Source organism: Novosphingobium sp. Sphag1I, from assembly GCF_056279125.1.
Genome location: NZ_JBWBQS010000018.1, coordinates 64,079 through 79,148, shown reverse-complemented (window position 1 = coordinate 79,148; position 15,070 = coordinate 64,079). Strand labels below are relative to the sequence as shown.

The window sequence follows — 15,070 nt, the reverse complement described above, 5'->3', positions numbered from 1 at the left end:
TGCAAATTTATGATTTAGAACGAATATTCGGCCTGAAGCCAGAACTTCTTGGTATCCAGACCAAAGCCGCGGGCGTTGTAATCGGCATATTTGACCAGCCAGGTCACCTTGCGGATCTTGAAGCCGACTTGAGCGTCGAACTCATTGCCATACTTCATGTTGTTCACCGCGCTGTTGAACCAATGATAGGTGACGCCATAGTTCAGACCGGGCAGGGCCTTGACCTTGGGGAACTTGCCGCCAACGCCGACATAAAGGTCCGACAGACCATTGGCAGGCGTGGTCAGGAAAAGATCCGCCGTGCCGTTGAACTTGTGCAGCGTAGCCATCGGGGTCTGGAACGACCATGTGCCGCCCGTTGCACCGCGATCCGCGCCCAGTTCTTCATAACCACCAGTGAAGGTGGTGTTCATCACGTTGAGCGCACCTTCGGCAAAGTAATAGTCGGTATTATAGCGCTTGGCGTTGTTGCCGTAATTCTGCTGGTTGGCATAGCTGGCGGTCAGGACAAAGTTGATCTTCTTGTCCAGCTTGACCGGCGCGGTGCTGGCACGAACGCCATAGGTTTCCGAACTGTCCAGCGTGCTGCGCGCAACAGCGTTCGAGAAGGCCGTTTTGTCATAGTCCAGAATATAGGCAAAGCCCTTGATCGAGCCATATTTGTTCTTGAGCCCGCCGTTCAAAAACACAAACTTGCCGTCATAGGCGTGACGCACACCGGCATCATTGCCAAAGATGGTCCGTTGGCTTTTGGCATAGGTACCGTCCAGCGAGATCGGGCCGGAATTGATCGTGGCGCGAATGGCGTCAAAGGTCTGCTCATTCTGGCGCCATGCGACCGAGCCAATGAAACGCTGATCGTCCAGATTGATCCGTTGACGACCGATGGTCAGGCCGAACACCTTGTTCTGATACGCGATCTGGACGCGGTTGAACGCGGCATTCTGACCATCCGGGATCACGGCATAGGCGGTGCGATACTGATTGCTGGCCGGGTTGGCGAAAGGAAAGGCGTTAAAGTCATTGTCCAGAGCAACCGTACCGGTGCCTTCGACCAGAACCGACAGGCCAGACGCCTTGTGCTTGATTTCGGCGCCACCGCGAACACGCAGCGTTACGGCATCGGCCTTCTTGGAGGTGGCGTCCACGTCTTCCCAGCGTAGGCGCGCGTCAACGATCGGATCAAACGTCATGCCTTCGGCAAACGGAACCGGATCGCCAAATTTCGGCGCGGGCGCGGCGGCATAGGCATGGGTGGCAATCAACGCGACCGGTGCAGCGGTCAGCAAATAACGGATCATGGCTCGTCCCCTCAATGAAAAGCTGCCTTTAAACAGGCAATCCTCTCCCGATCCCGCCTTGGCGGGTTATCATTCTTCTTGCTGTTGTTGTATCAGGCGGCTTGCGCAGGGTTGCGGTAACGCTCGTGCAGGAAGTGGATGATTTCGCTGCGGGCGTGGGCGTAATTGGGCAGGTCGATGACCGACAGGCGGTCGCGCGGGCGGGGCAGGTCAACCGAGAGATCCTGACCGATGCGGGCCGCCGGACCATTGGTCATCATCACCACGCGGTCGGACAGCAGCACGGCCTCGTCCACATCATGCGTGATCATCAGAACCGTGTTGTTCAGCCGGGCCTGAAGCTCCATCACCACATCCTGCAAAGCGGCGCGAGTAAGGGCATCCAGAGCGCCAAATGGTTCGTCCATCAACAGAACGCGGGGCTGCATGGCGATGGCGCGGGCAATGCCGACGCGCTGCTTCATGCCGCCGCTGATTTCGCTGGGGCGCTTTTTGGCCGCATGACCCATCTGGACCAGATCGAGGTTGTGCAGGACCCAATCCTTCTGCTCGGCTTTGGTCTTGCCATTGGCGGTTTTGGACACGGCCAGAGCCACGTTTTCCTCAACCGTCAGCCAGGGCAGCAGCGAGTGGTCCTGAAACACCACGGCGCGATCCGGGCCGGGGCGATCGATGACATCGCCATCAAGGAAGATCACACCGCGAGTGGGTTTGTTGAGGCCCGCAACGGCATTGAGCAAAGTGGATTTGCCGCAACCCGAATGGCCGATCAGGGCAACAAACTGACCCTTTTCAATGTTCAGGTCGATGCGGTCGAGAGCGCAAAAGAGACCATTCTTGGTGGGGAATTCGACAGTCACGCCTTCAAGCGCGAGATAGGAACGTTGTTTCATCGAATTGATCCTTATCCGTTGCGGGCGATCAGGCGGCCGATGCCACCAACGATACGGTCAAGCGCAAAGCCAACCATGCCGATCCAGACCAGAGCAACAATCGTGTCCGACAGGAGCGAGGAATTGTAGCTGTCCCAGATGAAGAAGCCGATGCCGGTGCCGCCCTGAACCATTTCGGCGGCTACGATGGCCAGCCAGCTCATGCCGACGCCGATGCGAAGACCCGTGAACATGTGCGGCACACAGGCGGGCAACACGATGCGAACGAAATATTCCATCGGGTTGAGCGCCAGAACCTTGGCCACGTTGCGATACTGCTGGGGAATATTCTGGACGCCAACGGCCGTGTTCATAATGATCGGCCAGATGGCGGTGATGAAGATCAGGAAGATCGCGCTGGGCTGTGCCTGCTGGAAAATCGCAAGGCTGATTGGCAGCCATGCCAGAGGCGGCACCGTACGCAGCACCTGAAACAGCGGGTCCAGAGCGCGGAAGGCATATTTGTTGGTGCCCACCAACATGCCCAAAGCAATGCCCACAACCGCAGCCAGCGTATAGCCTTTCAGCACGCGGGCCAGCGACTTCATGATATGCGCGCCAATACCGACATCGCCGCCATCCTGAATGTCGGGGATGATGCCGTTGAATTCGACGCCCTTGAACGGATGCATGATGACTTCATGCGATTCTTCCCAAACTTTTGACGGGCTGGGCAGGGCCGATTCCGGACCACAGGCCAGCGACCAAAAGCCCAGCAGGAAAGCGAGCATGAAGGCCGTCGGCAGCACCGCCGAAACGAATTTCTGGAGTTTTACCAGAACCGGGTTCGTGGGCTTTGACATGGGCGGAAAGAACCTGCGGGCAATAGCGGTTTTGGGATAGGTCAGGATGACCGCCTCGCCCGTCGACTTGACAGGCGAGGGGGCATCCATGGCGGCGGTTTCTGCTTTGCTGGCCATGGATATTCTCCCTTACACGCGCTTGATGGCGAGGCTCTTGAGATAAGCCTCGGGATGACCGGGGTCGAAGGTTTTGCCGTCGAAGAACTTTTCAACGCCGCGGCTGTCAGAAGGCGGAACCGGAACCCCGCCCACCTTGGCGGCGGCCGCGCGCCAGATGTCGGCGCGGTTGACCTTGGCAATGGCGGCGCCCTTGTTCAGGTTCATCGGCAGCTTGCCCCAGCGCTGTTCCTCGGTCAGGAACCACATGTCGTGGCTCTTGAAGGGGAAGGAGGCGTGACCGGCAAAGAACTTCATCTTGTAGGGCGCGTTGCCCTGCTGACGACCGTCGCCGAAATCGAAATTGCCCTGAAGGCGGCTGGCGATATCGCCGACGGGAACCTTCAGATAGTCGCGGCCCGAGATCATCATGGCCAGGCGGCTGATGTTGGCGGGATTGTCGGCCCACTTCTGCGCCTCGATGATGGCGGCGGTGATGGCGATGGCGGCGTTGGGATGCGCCGCAACCCAATCCGAACGCATCGAGAAGCTCTTTTCCGGGTGGTTCATCCACATCTGGCCGGTCGAAACGGCGGTATAGCCCAGCTTCTGATCAACGAGCTGTGCATTCCACGGTTCGCCCACACAGAAGGCGTCCATTGTGTCGGCCTTCATGTTGGCCACCATCTGCGGCGGCGGAACGGTGATCAGGTCGATATCCTTGTCCGGATCGATGCCGCCGGCAGCCAGCCAATAGCGGATCCACAGATCGTGGGTGCCGCCGGGAAAGGTCATGGCCATGGTGATCTTCTTGCCGCTGGCCTTTTTCTGGGCGATGACGCCCTTCATCTTGGCGGCGTTGATGTCAGCCTTGGCGGCCATATAGGCCTTGTCGACGCTAATACCCTGACCATTGACGTTGAGGCGGGCCAGAATGCTGATCGGCGTCGCCTTTGCCTGAACCCCCAGCGTCAGGAAATAGGCCATGGGCGTCAGCAAATGGGCGCCATCAATGCCGCCGCCCCCGCCGCCCAGCACCAGATTGTCACGCGTCGCGCCCCAGCTTGCCTGCTTGGCCAGCGTCACGTCGGGCATGCCATATTTAGCAAACAGACCCAGTTCCTTGGCCACGATCAGCGGCGCGGCGTCGGTCAGAGCGATAAAGCCCAGCTTGGCGCCCTTGACTTCGGGTGGTCCGCCGGCGGCCAAAGCCTTGGCCGAGAAAAGTGTTTCGCCAGCAGCAGCGGCGGCAAGGCCGGCACCTGACTTCAACAGGCGGCGGCGGCTCAGATTGGTGCGATCATCCGTGTTAGCCATTGCCCCAAAACCCCTCTATGTTGGAACATGAATTACCGAGTGCCAGCCAAGTATCGGTGGAGAAGGGCGATTGGACGCAGTTTTCCGTCACGAAAAACGCGGCTTATTGCGTCTTTCGCGTAGTATTCAGGCCAAAACGCAAAAAGCCGCCACGATCCATCTCCACACTGGAAACAGATCGGGCGGCACCGTTGCCACTAAACTTTGCTGGCGTTTCGCCTCAACAACTGACCCCGTCCTTGGAACCAGCCTCTCGAAACGCTCCCAACTTGTCCGTGAGATTTAAAAATTCAGCAAGCCGTTATTCCGGAGCAATCCATTGCTTACGCTATTTGGCGTACAAATCCTGCGCCAAATAGGCTTCCAGATCGGCAGGATCGAATATCCGACCGTCGAAAAAGGCATTCTTTTCCAATGTAATAAGGCCTTGCTGTGTGCCGACCACCATGGGTTTGTGCAAACTTCCTTCTACTTTCGACGAAGCGCCGGGAAGGGGGGCATCCGTTCCGGTTAAAGCACTTCTGTAAATATCCGGACGAAAAACGCGCTGAACTTTGGCTTCATCTTCGGCGCTATAAGGCGCGTGATCCCACCGCAACATTTGCGAATACAGCCATTGGGCCTGGCTAACCCACGGAAAATTCGCCGCCTCTCGGTATTGGAACATGAAATCGGGATAGTGGATCAGTGATCCGCCCTTGTGCAGCAGCAACCGATCGCCCAGCGCGCGCTGGATCAGGCTGATATCGGAATCGAGATATTCCGGCCGGGCCAAAATGGCCGCATTGGTTAAAAGCGCTTCGGGATCAACAAATTGCCGCGCCGCACGATGAAGGGCGCGAATCAACGCCTCGACCTCATCCCGGCGCGAATCGGCCACCGACTCGCGCATGGCCAGGACCTTTTCCACCCCGCGACGCCACACTTGCGCCGTGGCCAGAACGATGGTCCCCGCGCCGCGTTCGACCGCCACGCTGTTCCACGGTTCACCCACGCAAATGCCGTCAACCTCGCCCGCCTCCAGCGCATCGGCGCAAAATGGCGGAGGGACGGTGGTGATCGTGACATCCTCGTCCGGTTGAATGCCGCATCCGGCCAGCCAGTAACGAAGCATGTAATTGTGGCTGGAATAACGATGCACGACGCCAAAACACAGCGGATCGCCTGCCGCCTTGCGCTCCAACGCAATCTTGCGCAGCGCCGCGCCAACTTCGGCCGGATCGCCCAATGCGCCGTGCGGCGCGACCCTTTCGGCCAGATCGGATTTGAGTGTGATGGCGTTGCCATTCAGCCCCAGCACGAATGGCGCAGCCAAAGGCTGGGCAGGGCGCCCGCGCCCCAATGTCGTGGCAATGGCCAAAGGCGCCACCATATGCGCCGCATCGGTATGACCATAGAGCAGGCGGTCCAGAACCGTGGCCCAGCTGACATCCTTGACCAGTTCAAGTTCGAGCCCTTCATCGGCCGCAAACCCATGGACATGCGCCAGAATGGGCAAAGCAGCATCAACCAACGGCAGGAAACCGATCGAGAATTTGGTTGTCATGCTGCCCCTCCCATCAACTTATGCGCGGTTACGACCGCGTCTGCGATTTCGGCGATACGCTTGCCCTGGTTCATCGCGGTCTTGCGCAATTCGGCATAGGCGTCCGGCTCGCTCAATCGCCTTGTCTGCATCAGGATGCGCTTGGCCTTATCGACGGATTCGCGTTCGGCCAGCTTGCTTTGCGCCGCGCTCAACTCTGTTTGCAGGCGCGAGAAGGCGTGGAAGCGCCGAATGGCAAGGTCGAGGATGGAGCGAATACGGTGCGGCGCAAAGCCGTCCACGACATAGGCCGACACCCCGGCATCGATGCTGGCGCCGATGGACTCTTCGTCGGAATCATCGACAAACATCGCGATCGGACGGGCCAGAGCGCGGCTGACGGCGAAATATTCCTCCAGCACGTCGCGGCTGGGATTTCCCAAATCCATCAGGACGATATCAGGATCAATCTCGGACACGCGGCGCATCAACCCGTGCCGCTCGGTGATCACGAAGATCTCGCATTCGCCCAATTGCGTCAGGCCTTCCTGCATGACGCTGGCCCGGACGGCGCTTTCATCGATGATGGCTATTCGCATGACATTCTCGATGGCGATGGATGGGACGCAAGGCAAGGGGGATTACGTGAATTCCAATTTGCTCTTGCATCAGCGGGGCGAATCCGGCATTTTTATTTCGCAGCTGCCGCAAGGGCGCGGTCAGCATTTGCAAAAACCCATTTTTAGCAAACATAGCCGGCAAAGGTGCCGCTCCTTTTCAGCAAGGTGCCGCCTCATGTCGAATCGTGCCCTATTTCCAGATCAATGTTGCAATCAGAGCGATGAACAAAATCGCGCTGACGCCTTTCCAAAAGGCAATCGGGTGCCGCTCGATCAGGGCCGGTGCGCGCAGCGGCGTGCGTTCAACCGCCGCCCCGCCTTCCAGCGCGCGCAGCAATTCGACCACGTCACCGAACCGGTCCTGCGGCTGAATGGCAACGGCGCGCAGCAGAACGGCGTCGAGCCAACCGGGCAATTCGGGCCGCGTGCGACTGGGCGCAGCGGCCTCACGAAAACGCGGGCGGCTGAAGGCTTCGGCCTCACCATAGGGCCAGATGCGGGCGAACAGGCGCCACAGTGTAATGCCCAACGCGAATTGATCGCTCTGCTCGCTACCGGCTTCACCAGTAAACATTTCCGGGGCCAGATAAGAGGGTGTGCCGGGAATTTCGTCTCCGGTAAAATCCTCGATGCGGGGCAGGCGCGCGACGCCCAGATCGACCAGCTTCAATCCGCCATCACGGGGCAGGATGACGTTCTCCGGTTTGATATCGCGATGAATAATGCCCTGACGGTGCAGGGCCGCCACTGCGCGCGTCAGGTTCACTGCGATGTTCAAGGCCTCGGCCAAAGCAATGGGCGACTTCATCCGCTGTTCCAACGTTTGCCCGTCGTAGAACGGTTGCACACCATAGAGCCGCGTCTGGCGTTCCAGCGCGATGGGAATGGAACCGCCGACAAAGGGGCTGTTCACACGGCTGCCGATCAGCAATTCGCGGGTAAAGGCGGAACGCGCACCACTTTCGGACAGCAAGGTGGGTTTGGGGAATTTGACAACCACATCGGCACTGTCGGTCGTGTCAACGGCGCGAAACAAACGGGTATATCGCCCATCGGACAGCAAATCTTCAAGGCGGAATCCGTCGATGCTTTCTCCCACTTCGGGCGGGGGAAGGATCGCAAGACGCGCCAGATCACCGGCAATGGCATCATGGCCGACCGCGGGCAGGCTGACCACATCCAGCACCAGCGCGGTGGCATTGTCCTGTCCACCCGCATCCAGCGCGGCGGCGACCAAGGCCTGTGCATCAGCTTCCGCGGATTGCCTTTGGCTCAGAATTTTCTCGATTTTTCGGTTCGAAAGAACGCCATGAACACCATCACTGGTCAGCAGAAGACGGTCATGTTCGGCCAGCGGGATCTCGTGATGGTCAAGCCGCAAGTCCTCCTCCAGACCCAGTGCGCGCAGCAGGATATGGCGCCGGTCAGGATGGCTGTGCGTGTGGTCCTTGGTGATTTGGCTGAGATGTCCGTCGCGCAACAACCACGCGCGACTGTCGCCAACATGGCAAACATGGGCGCGTCGTCCACGAAGAACCAAAGTGGTGAACGTTGTCGCACAATGCGCCATGGTTTCGCTGCGCCCCATGGCCGACAGCCAGCGGTTGTAGGGCGCCATCACCCGGTTCACCGCGGCCGCGACGCCAATCGTGTCGCTTTGCGCGAAATAGCCGTCCAGCAGACTGGCCACCGCCAGTTCGGCGGCAATGCGTCCACCCTTGCCGCCGCTGACCCCATCGGCCAACGCAGCAACCATGCCGCGCCCGGCACGTTCAATTTCCGTGCCAAGGTAAACACCGGCAAAATCCTGATTTTCGGTGCGCGGCCCGCGTTCGCTAACCACGCCCGCGCTTACCCACAACCTGCCTTCATCGCGCATATTCGGCCGTCCCTCTCACGTACACACGCGATTGGCAGGCCGGAAGCGGCGCACGTCAAGCCTTTAAACCAATTCGCAGCGGAGACTTTCCGATGACTGATAAAACCTTCTGGCAATCCGGCCATCGGCCTACGCTGATTATGGCCTTTTTGTATTTCGACATCGCCTTTATGGTCTGGAACCTGCTCGGCCCGTTGGCGCCGATCTTTTCCAAGGCCTTGGCCCTAACGCCTGCGCAAAAAGGTTTTGTGGTGGCGGTTCCCACACTGGCGGGGGCGGTTCTGCGTCTGGTCAACGGCTTTCTGGTGGATCGCATCGGTCAAAAGGTGACCGGCACCATCGGCCAGATTATCGTGATCGCCGGTCTTCTCGGCGCCTGGTATTTTGGCGTCAACTCGATGAACGGCCTGATTGCGGTTGGTATCATCCTTGGCTTTGCCGGGGCCAGTTTTGCGGTGGCCTTGCCGCTGGCAAGCCGCTGGTATCCGCCCCAGCATCAGGGCAAGGCGATGGGCATTGCCGGTATGGGCAATTCGGGCACCGTTCTGGCCGCGATCTTCGCCCCGCTGCTGGCCAAGGTTTATGGTTGGGAAAACGTCCTTGGTCTGGCTGTAATTCCGGTCGCGGTTGTGTTTGTGGCCTATCTCGCGTTGGTCAAGGACAGCCCGCATCAGCCCCCCGCCAAGTCCACCGGCGAGTATGTAAAGGGCTATTTCAAGATGCTGGGCGATGGTGACGCCTGGTGGTTTATCCTGTTCTATGGCGTGACCTTTGGCGGGTTTGTCGGCCTGTCGGGCTCGCTGCCCAGCTGGTACACTGCCGAACTGGCCTTTACCCCGGTTCAGGCGGGTTATGCCACGGCGGCTTGCGTGTTTGCCGGTTCGCTGGTCCGACCCTTGGGCGGCGCGTTGGCGGACCGTATCGGCGGTATCAAGACGCTCTCTGGGGTCTATGCTCTGGCCGCCGTTCTGCTGGTGGTCATATCGCAGGCTCCGATCAGCTTTGCGGTCATGTTCCCGCTGTTCTTCCTGACCATGGCGACGCTGGGCGTCGGCAATGGCGCAGTGTTCCAGCTGGTTCCGCAGCGTTTTCGTCATGAAATCGGCGTGATGACCGGCCTTGTCGGCTTTGGCGGCGGGGTGGGCGGCTTCTATCTCGCTTCCTCGCTCGGCCTTGCCAAGCAGTGGACCGGTTCGATGAGCGCAGGCTTCCTGATCTTTGCGGCACTGGCCGTTGTGGCTCTGGCGGGTCTGACCGGCGTCAAGAAGCGCTGGCGCACGACTTGGGGCGCGGCGATCAGCGGCGTTCGCATCTGACTTTACTGGTCCGGATTATGGCGCCCCTTCGATCAGACGGCGCGCCATTTTTATGTCCGCATGAAGCCATGTTCCAAAATCATCGGGCCGCAATATCACAGGCATCGCGTCGCGGGTCATGATGGCAAAGCTGGGGATTTCGCTGTCGCGCCATATCCCGGCCGCGGCAAGGACGGGGCGGGTGCGATCCTCCATCCAGCCGCCCTTGGCATGAAAGGAGGTCATTGGGACAAGGCAGCGGAATTGCGTGTGGCGAAGGGTGCCGATCCAGAACGGGCTGTCCAGATTGCGGACGTGGGTGACAATATGTTCGCCGCGCGGAGGAGGGGGGACGCCCCAGAGCCGAGGGATGATGATCCGCCCTCGCTCTTTGTCGCGGATGACAACGGGCGCATAGCCGCCCGGCGAAACGAGACCGCCCGCCCAGACGTCTCCGGCAGGATCGGCCCGCAGCGCATGCCCAATTTGCGCCGCATGCGCGTCAAGGCGATAAGCCGATGGCAAGGAGTTAGCCTAGCTTGAGACCCAGTTCGGCCAGAAGTTGGGCGGCCTGGGCACGGGAAATGGTCGCTCCGCGATAAAGCGAGGCATCGTCCAGCCGCAAACCGCCCAGATCCGCCCCGCGCAAATCCGCCTTGTCAAAACGAGCGCCACCTAGGTTCGCATCGCGCAGGCTGCATTCCTCAAAATTCACTTCGCGGAAATCTGCCTTGCGTAAGTCGGCCTGAGAAAAGTCAACACGGCGAAGATGTTGCTTTCGAAAGCTAAGGCCGGATAGTTTGGCGCCGGCAAGCAGGCTTTCCTCAAAATGCGTGTCCATGATGCGCGCGTCGCCCAGATCCGCGCCCATCAGTTTGCCGCCGACAAAGCGCATACCGGTCATGGCGGCATGGCGAAGATTGGCATTGTTAAGATCGCACGATTGAAACACCGTATCCGTGAGGTCGGCGGAAAAGAGGCTGGCGAAAGGCGCGCGGCAGGATTGCCAGTGGCTGCGCTCCAACCGCGCCTTGGTCAGGTCAACCCGGCGCATGGTGCAACGTTCAAACCGCCAACCGGCCAGATCGAGATCGGCCAGTTCGGCTTCATCCAAATCACATTCGATCAGGTGGACACCATCGGGATTGCCGCGGGCAAGCGCAGAGACATCATCGCGTGACAATGCCGCATTATCTATTTTAATCAATTTATTGCTGCTCATTGTTTCCGCCTGTCAAAACCCAATTATCAATCGGCTGAAGGCTTATCCGAAGCCGCTCTGGCCGCTTTAATGAGACGGAAGGCTTCGCCCATCAGTGCGTTGATCTCATCTTCGTTCAACACGGTTTCGGCCCGGTAACGAAGGCCTACGCGCTTGCTCATCGACATGTGATCGGCATAGAGCGCCTTGTTCGGACCGAACACCAGATCAATATGTTTGACCAGCGCTGCGGGCGCGTTTGAGGAATAGGCCAAACGGAACAGGCCGATATCAACGATATATGGGCCAACCATCAACCATGAGTGGTTGTTCAACACGGGCTGATTTTCGATGTTCAGCGAGCCTGTAACCACATGGATCGGCGCCGACATCTTGCGTCCAAGGCTGACCGCCAAAGATGCGCTCAACAACGCACTCCCGATGCCACTCGAAGAAGGTAGCAGGGCGAGGATCTCAACCGCTGCGCGCGAAATGATGGCGCGCTCATCACCATGCATGACATAGGCTTTGAACGCCTTGGCCGCCGCCCAGTCATGACTGACGGCGATGCGCTTGCTCAACTGCAGGATATCTTGGTTTATGGACATGCGGGCGCCATAATCCGTCTGAGAAACGGGGGCTAGTGCCGTTGGGTTGGTGAGGCAAATATTGTCGAGAAACGGCGTTCAAAGTTTAGCGGATAATCTCGATTATGTAAAACGAGATAGCAACCTCATGTGATTTCTCACATGCCAAATTGACCAGCGATAACAGCCAGAAGTCCAAAGACAGCGATCCAAATCATCGCCATGCCCAGCTTGCGTCCCGCACCCAATTGAAAACTGGAAATATTGCGCCACGCCAACAGCAACATCAAAGCCACCGCGATCAGCGCGACAATCTGGTCCATGCTGATCGCGGTGCCGCTCATGCTGAAATCACCATTCCGTCAAAGCCAACGTCAACATTCGACGGAATTTCCCGACTTAACGTCGCGTAATCCATACTTTTGTCGAGATGGATCAAGACGACCTTCTTTGCCTTGGTCCTTGCAGCCAATTCTATTGACATGGCCAGATTGGCATGCGTTGGATGCGCTTCTCGGCGCAAACAATCGGTGATCAAAACATCTGAGCCATAGAACAGCGAAACCATCTCATCGGTAATCTCGCTGAAGTCTGTGGCGTAACTAATTGTCTGACCATCACAATCAAAACGAAAGCCGGTGCTCTTTGCTGGACCGTGCGGCATGACCGTCCAACCGATACCAATACCGGCACACATGCGAAGTTGAGAAAGTGTCTCAAGTTGCACGATTGTATGATAGCCAAACTGGCCGGCGAACACATAGCCGAACCGCTGACGCAAACGGCGCACCGTTTCATCCACGCCATAGCCGGGGATCGGCCCGCTGCGGCCATAGCGCAAAGGGCGCAAATCATCGATACCATGGGCATGATCGGCATGATCATGCGTCCAAAATACCGCGTCTATCTTATGGATATTATTCGAAATAAACTGTTGTCGCAAATCGGTGGACGTATCGACCAACAGCCGCGTTCCAGCATCATTTTCAATAATGATCGAGGCCCGCGTACGTCGATTGCGCGGTTCTTCCGGATCACAATCGCCCCAGTCCAGACCAAATTCACCGCCGATGCGCGGAACACCGGTCGAGGTTCCGCTGCCCAGGATGATCGCCTTCATGCCGCTTTCCCGAACAGCTTGCGGAAATTCGCCGAAGTCTGCTCGGCCAGTTCTTCGACACTGACCCCGCGCAGATTGGCGACGAATTTGGCGGTATCGGCGGTATAGGCCGGCTCACAAGTCTTGCCTCGATGAGGAACCGGCGCAAGGAACGGTGAATCCGTTTCGACCAACAGACGGTCTGCCGGAATTTCTGATGCAAAGCCCTGCAAATCACGCGCGCTTTTGAACGTGACGATGCCCGACAACGAAATCGTCAGACCCAATTCCACCATCCGCGCCCCAAAACCGGCCGATGCGGTGAAGCAATGGATCAGCGCCGGAAAGGCCCCCTCTCCCATCTCTTCCTCGATAATCCGCGTCGTATCATTCTCGGCATCGCGGGTATGAATGACCAAAGGCAGGCCCGTCTCACGCGACACACGAATATGGGTGCGGAACAAGGCCTGCTGCACCTCACGATCCGAATGATCGTAGTAATAATCGAGCCCGGTTTCCCCAATGCCAATCACCTTGGGATGACGCGTCGCTTCCAACAACGCCCCCTCGCCCAGATCGGCATGTTCGTCGGCCTCATGCGGATGGATTCCCACCGTCGCCCAGACATCGGCATGGCGCTGCGCCGTGGCGATCACCGCCTCCCACTCGCTCTGCCGGGTCGAGATATTGAGGAAGCCCCCGATCCCGGCCGCGCGGGCACGTTCAAGAACAGCTTCCTGTTCCTCAACCAAACCCTTGTAATTAAGGTGACAATGAGAATCGATGAGCATCATTCGTCCGCAGGCAGTTCGAGACGAGGGAACACGCCAACCGGCTGCGACAGGGTGAAATCCCCGGCCAGAGCGGCAAGCCATTCGCGATTGGCGAGCGCCGCGTAATCGCGCGCATCGGCGGCGACACCCATCTGATCGAGCAATTTGTCGATAGCACTGGGCACCACCGGACGCACGGCCAAAGCCAAATCACGAACACAGCGAAGCAGCGTCATCAATACCGCCTCCATCCGCGCCGGATCGGTCTTGCGCAAGGTCCATGGGGCCTGATCATCAACATAGGCGTTGCATGCGAAAACCGCGCGCATCCAGCCATCAAGACCGGCGCTGAAATCATATTCGGCAAAGGCTTTGCGCATTTCATCGATGCCTGCGGCGACCGCAGAGGTCAGCGCTTCATCGGCTTCAGAAACCGCGCAATCAACCTTCAATACACCGCCCATATTCTTGAAGATCATGGACAAAGTACGTTGGGCCAGATTGCCGAAACTGTTGGCCAATTCCGCGTTGCACCGCGTCACAATTGCTTCGGCACTATACGACCCGTCATTGCCAAAGCTGACTTCGCGCAACAGGAAATAACGCAGCGAGTCCACGCCGAAACGTTCCGCCAGTTCGATCGGATCGACCACATTGCCCAGCGACTTGGACATCTTCTCGCCACGGTGCAGCAGGAATCCATGCCCAAACACCTGACGCGGCAGGGCCAGATCCGCGCTCATCAAAAACGCGGGCCAATAGACCGTGTGGAAACGCACAATATCCTTGCCGATCAAGTGAATATCAGCAGGCCACCACTTTTCCATCTCCGGCGTTTTGTCCGGATAGCCCAGGCCTGTGATATAGTTGGTCAACGCATCGACCCACACATACATCACATGCCCCGGCGAACCCGGCACCGGCACGCCCCAGTCAAACGATGTACGGCTGATCGAAAGATCGCGCAGGCCGCCTTCGACAAAGCGGATCACTTCGTTGCGGCGGCTTTCGGGCTGAATAAATTCAGGGTTGTCGCGATAGAGCGCCAAAAGCTTGTCACCATAGGCCGACAGGCGGAAGAACCAGCTTTCCTCTACTGTCCATTCCACCGGCGTTCCCTGCGGCGAAAGCTTGGCGCCATCGTCCCCGGCCACCAACTCGCTTTCGTCATAGAACGCTTCGTCGCGAACCGAATACCAGCCTTCATAGCGATCCAGATAGAGATCGCCCTTATCGGCCATCGCTTGCCAGATGGCCTGACTGGCGCGGTAATGCGCTTCATCGGTGGTGCGCTGAAACTTGTCATAGCTGATGTTAAGAGTGTCGCACATCGCCTTGAAATGCGCACTCATTTCATCGCACAATTCGCGCGGCGTCGTCCCCAGCTCACGCGCCTTTTGCGCCATCTTCAAACCGTGTTCGTCCGTGCCGGTCTGGAACCGGACATCCCGGCCCGATGCGCGCTGAAAACGGGCGATGACGTCGGCGGCAATCGCCTCATAGGCATGGCCGATATGCGGTTTGCCATTGGGATAGGCGATCGCGGTGGTGATATAGAATGGGTCGGCCATGAGCCTTTGATACCTGCAAAAGAAGACAATTGCCGTCTCTCTAGGCAAGCTATGGCCCGGTGCAAACCGCT

General features: G+C 58.5%; 15 protein-coding genes. 1 reads left to right on the top strand and 14 read right to left on the bottom strand.

Annotation, left to right across the window (positions count from 1 at the left end; translation table 11 throughout):
• Nucleotides 1–14: 14 nt before the first annotated feature.
• From ACZ9HU_RS18500 to ACZ9HU_RS18470, 7 genes are all read right to left on the bottom strand, one after another.
• Complete coding sequence (locus ACZ9HU_RS18500; protein ID WP_476107145.1) at nt 15–1,301, bottom strand: alginate export family protein; 1,287 nt, start codon at nt 1,299–1,301, stop codon at nt 15–17.
• 92 nt (nt 1,302–1,393) lie between these two features.
• Complete coding sequence (locus ACZ9HU_RS18495; RefSeq protein WP_476107143.1) at nt 1,394–2,194, bottom strand: ABC transporter ATP-binding protein; 801 nt, start codon at nt 2,192–2,194, stop codon at nt 1,394–1,396.
• 11 nt (nt 2,195–2,205) lie between these two features.
• Complete coding sequence (gene ntrB / locus ACZ9HU_RS18490; RefSeq protein WP_476107141.1) at nt 2,206–3,153, bottom strand: nitrate ABC transporter permease; 948 nt, start codon at nt 3,151–3,153, stop codon at nt 2,206–2,208.
• A gap of 12 nt (nt 3,154–3,165) precedes the next feature.
• Entirely contained in the window at nt 3,166–4,449 is a 1,284-nt protein-coding gene (locus ACZ9HU_RS18485; RefSeq protein ID WP_476107139.1) for a CmpA/NrtA family ABC transporter substrate-binding protein, read from the bottom strand.
• 328 nt (nt 4,450–4,777) lie between these two features.
• Entirely contained in the window at nt 4,778–5,995 is a 1,218-nt protein-coding gene (locus ACZ9HU_RS18480) for a CmpA/NrtA family ABC transporter substrate-binding protein (RefSeq protein WP_476107137.1), read from the bottom strand.
• Nucleotides 5,992–6,573: an ANTAR domain-containing response regulator gene (locus ACZ9HU_RS18475; protein ID WP_476107135.1), complete on the bottom strand. Its 582-nt coding sequence runs from the start codon at nt 6,571–6,573 to the stop codon at nt 5,992–5,994. The genes ACZ9HU_RS18480 and ACZ9HU_RS18475 overlap by 4 nt, the downstream gene beginning before the upstream one ends.
• Before the next feature lie 211 nt (nt 6,574–6,784).
• On the bottom strand, nt 6,785–8,473 hold the full coding sequence (locus ACZ9HU_RS18470) for a bifunctional protein-serine/threonine kinase/phosphatase (RefSeq protein ID WP_476107133.1): 1,689 nt from the start codon (nt 8,471–8,473) through the stop codon (nt 6,785–6,787).
• A gap of 92 nt (nt 8,474–8,565) precedes the next feature.
• Between ACZ9HU_RS18470 and ACZ9HU_RS18465 the strand changes: the two genes are divergently transcribed.
• A complete protein-coding gene (locus ACZ9HU_RS18465; RefSeq protein ID WP_476107131.1) occupies nt 8,566–9,789 on the top strand; it encodes a nitrate/nitrite transporter in 1,224 nt (407 codons plus the stop codon).
• A 15-nt stretch (nt 9,790–9,804) separates the two neighbouring features.
• Here ACZ9HU_RS18465 and ACZ9HU_RS18460 read toward each other — a convergent pair whose 3' ends face one another.
• From ACZ9HU_RS18460 to metG, 7 genes are all read right to left on the bottom strand, one after another.
• A complete protein-coding gene (locus ACZ9HU_RS18460) occupies nt 9,805–10,293 on the bottom strand; it encodes an SOS response-associated peptidase family protein (RefSeq protein ID WP_476107130.1) in 489 nt (162 codons plus the stop codon).
• A 4-nt stretch (nt 10,294–10,297) separates the two neighbouring features.
• Nucleotides 10,298–10,990 carry a pentapeptide repeat-containing protein gene (locus ACZ9HU_RS18455; RefSeq protein WP_476107128.1) on the bottom strand — a complete coding sequence of 231 codons (693 nt, stop codon included), beginning with the start codon at nt 10,988–10,990 and terminating at the stop codon, nt 10,298–10,300.
• Between the two features lie 26 nt (nt 10,991–11,016).
• On the bottom strand, nt 11,017–11,577 hold the full coding sequence (locus tag ACZ9HU_RS18450) for a hypothetical protein (RefSeq protein ID WP_476107126.1): 561 nt from the start codon (nt 11,575–11,577) through the stop codon (nt 11,017–11,019).
• Nucleotides 11,578–11,714: 137 nt separating this feature from the next.
• Nucleotides 11,715–11,900, bottom strand: a complete 186-nt coding sequence (locus tag ACZ9HU_RS18445) for a hypothetical protein (RefSeq protein ID WP_476107125.1) — start codon at nt 11,898–11,900, stop codon at nt 11,715–11,717.
• Nucleotides 11,897–12,676, bottom strand: a complete 780-nt coding sequence (locus ACZ9HU_RS18440) for an MBL fold metallo-hydrolase (RefSeq protein WP_476107124.1) — start codon at nt 12,674–12,676, stop codon at nt 11,897–11,899. Before ACZ9HU_RS18440 ends, ACZ9HU_RS18445 begins: the two co-directional genes overlap by 4 nt.
• Nucleotides 12,673–13,446, bottom strand: a complete 774-nt coding sequence (locus ACZ9HU_RS18435) for a TatD family hydrolase (RefSeq protein ID WP_476107164.1) — start codon at nt 13,444–13,446, stop codon at nt 12,673–12,675. The genes ACZ9HU_RS18440 and ACZ9HU_RS18435 overlap by 4 nt, the downstream gene beginning before the upstream one ends.
• The gene (metG, locus tag ACZ9HU_RS18430; RefSeq protein WP_476107122.1) at nt 13,446–14,999 is read right to left on the bottom strand and encodes a methionine--tRNA ligase; all 1,554 of its coding nucleotides are present in this window, start codon (nt 14,997–14,999) and stop codon (nt 13,446–13,448) included. Before metG ends, ACZ9HU_RS18435 begins: the two co-directional genes overlap by 1 nt.
• Between the last annotated feature and the right edge of the window lie 71 nt (nt 15,000–15,070).

Coding starts and splice junctions, on each gene's coding strand:
- ACZ9HU_RS18500 (WP_476107145.1), bottom strand. CDS start 1,301: ATGATCCGTTATTTGCTGACCGCTGCACCGGTCGCGTTGATTGCCACC.
- ACZ9HU_RS18495 (WP_476107143.1), bottom strand. CDS start 2,194: ATGAAACAACGTTCCTATCTCGCGCTTGAAGGCGTGACTGTCGAATTC.
- ntrB (WP_476107141.1), bottom strand. CDS start 3,153: ATGGCCAGCAAAGCAGAAACCGCCGCCATGGATGCCCCCTCGCCTGTC.
- ACZ9HU_RS18485 (WP_476107139.1), bottom strand. CDS start 4,449: ATGGCTAACACGGATGATCGCACCAATCTGAGCCGCCGCCGCCTGTTG.
- ACZ9HU_RS18480 (WP_476107137.1), bottom strand. CDS start 5,995: ATGACAACCAAATTCTCGATCGGTTTCCTGCCGTTGGTTGATGCTGCT.
- ACZ9HU_RS18475 (WP_476107135.1), bottom strand. CDS start 6,573: ATGCGAATAGCCATCATCGATGAAAGCGCCGTCCGGGCCAGCGTCATG.
- ACZ9HU_RS18470 (WP_476107133.1), bottom strand. CDS start 8,473: ATGCGCGATGAAGGCAGGTTGTGGGTAAGCGCGGGCGTGGTTAGCGAA.
- ACZ9HU_RS18465 (WP_476107131.1), top strand. CDS start 8,566: ATGACTGATAAAACCTTCTGGCAATCCGGCCATCGGCCTACGCTGATT.
- ACZ9HU_RS18455 (WP_476107128.1), bottom strand. CDS start 10,990: ATGAGCAGCAATAAATTGATTAAAATAGATAATGCGGCATTGTCACGC.
- ACZ9HU_RS18450 (WP_476107126.1), bottom strand. CDS start 11,577: ATGTCCATAAACCAAGATATCCTGCAGTTGAGCAAGCGCATCGCCGTC.
- ACZ9HU_RS18445 (WP_476107125.1), bottom strand. CDS start 11,900: ATGAGCGGCACCGCGATCAGCATGGACCAGATTGTCGCGCTGATCGCG.
- ACZ9HU_RS18440 (WP_476107124.1), bottom strand. CDS start 12,676: ATGAAGGCGATCATCCTGGGCAGCGGAACCTCGACCGGTGTTCCGCGC.
- ACZ9HU_RS18435 (WP_476107164.1), bottom strand. CDS start 13,446: ATGCTCATCGATTCTCATTGTCACCTTAATTACAAGGGTTTGGTTGAG.
- metG (WP_476107122.1), bottom strand. CDS start 14,999: ATGGCCGACCCATTCTATATCACCACCGCGATCGCCTATCCCAATGGC.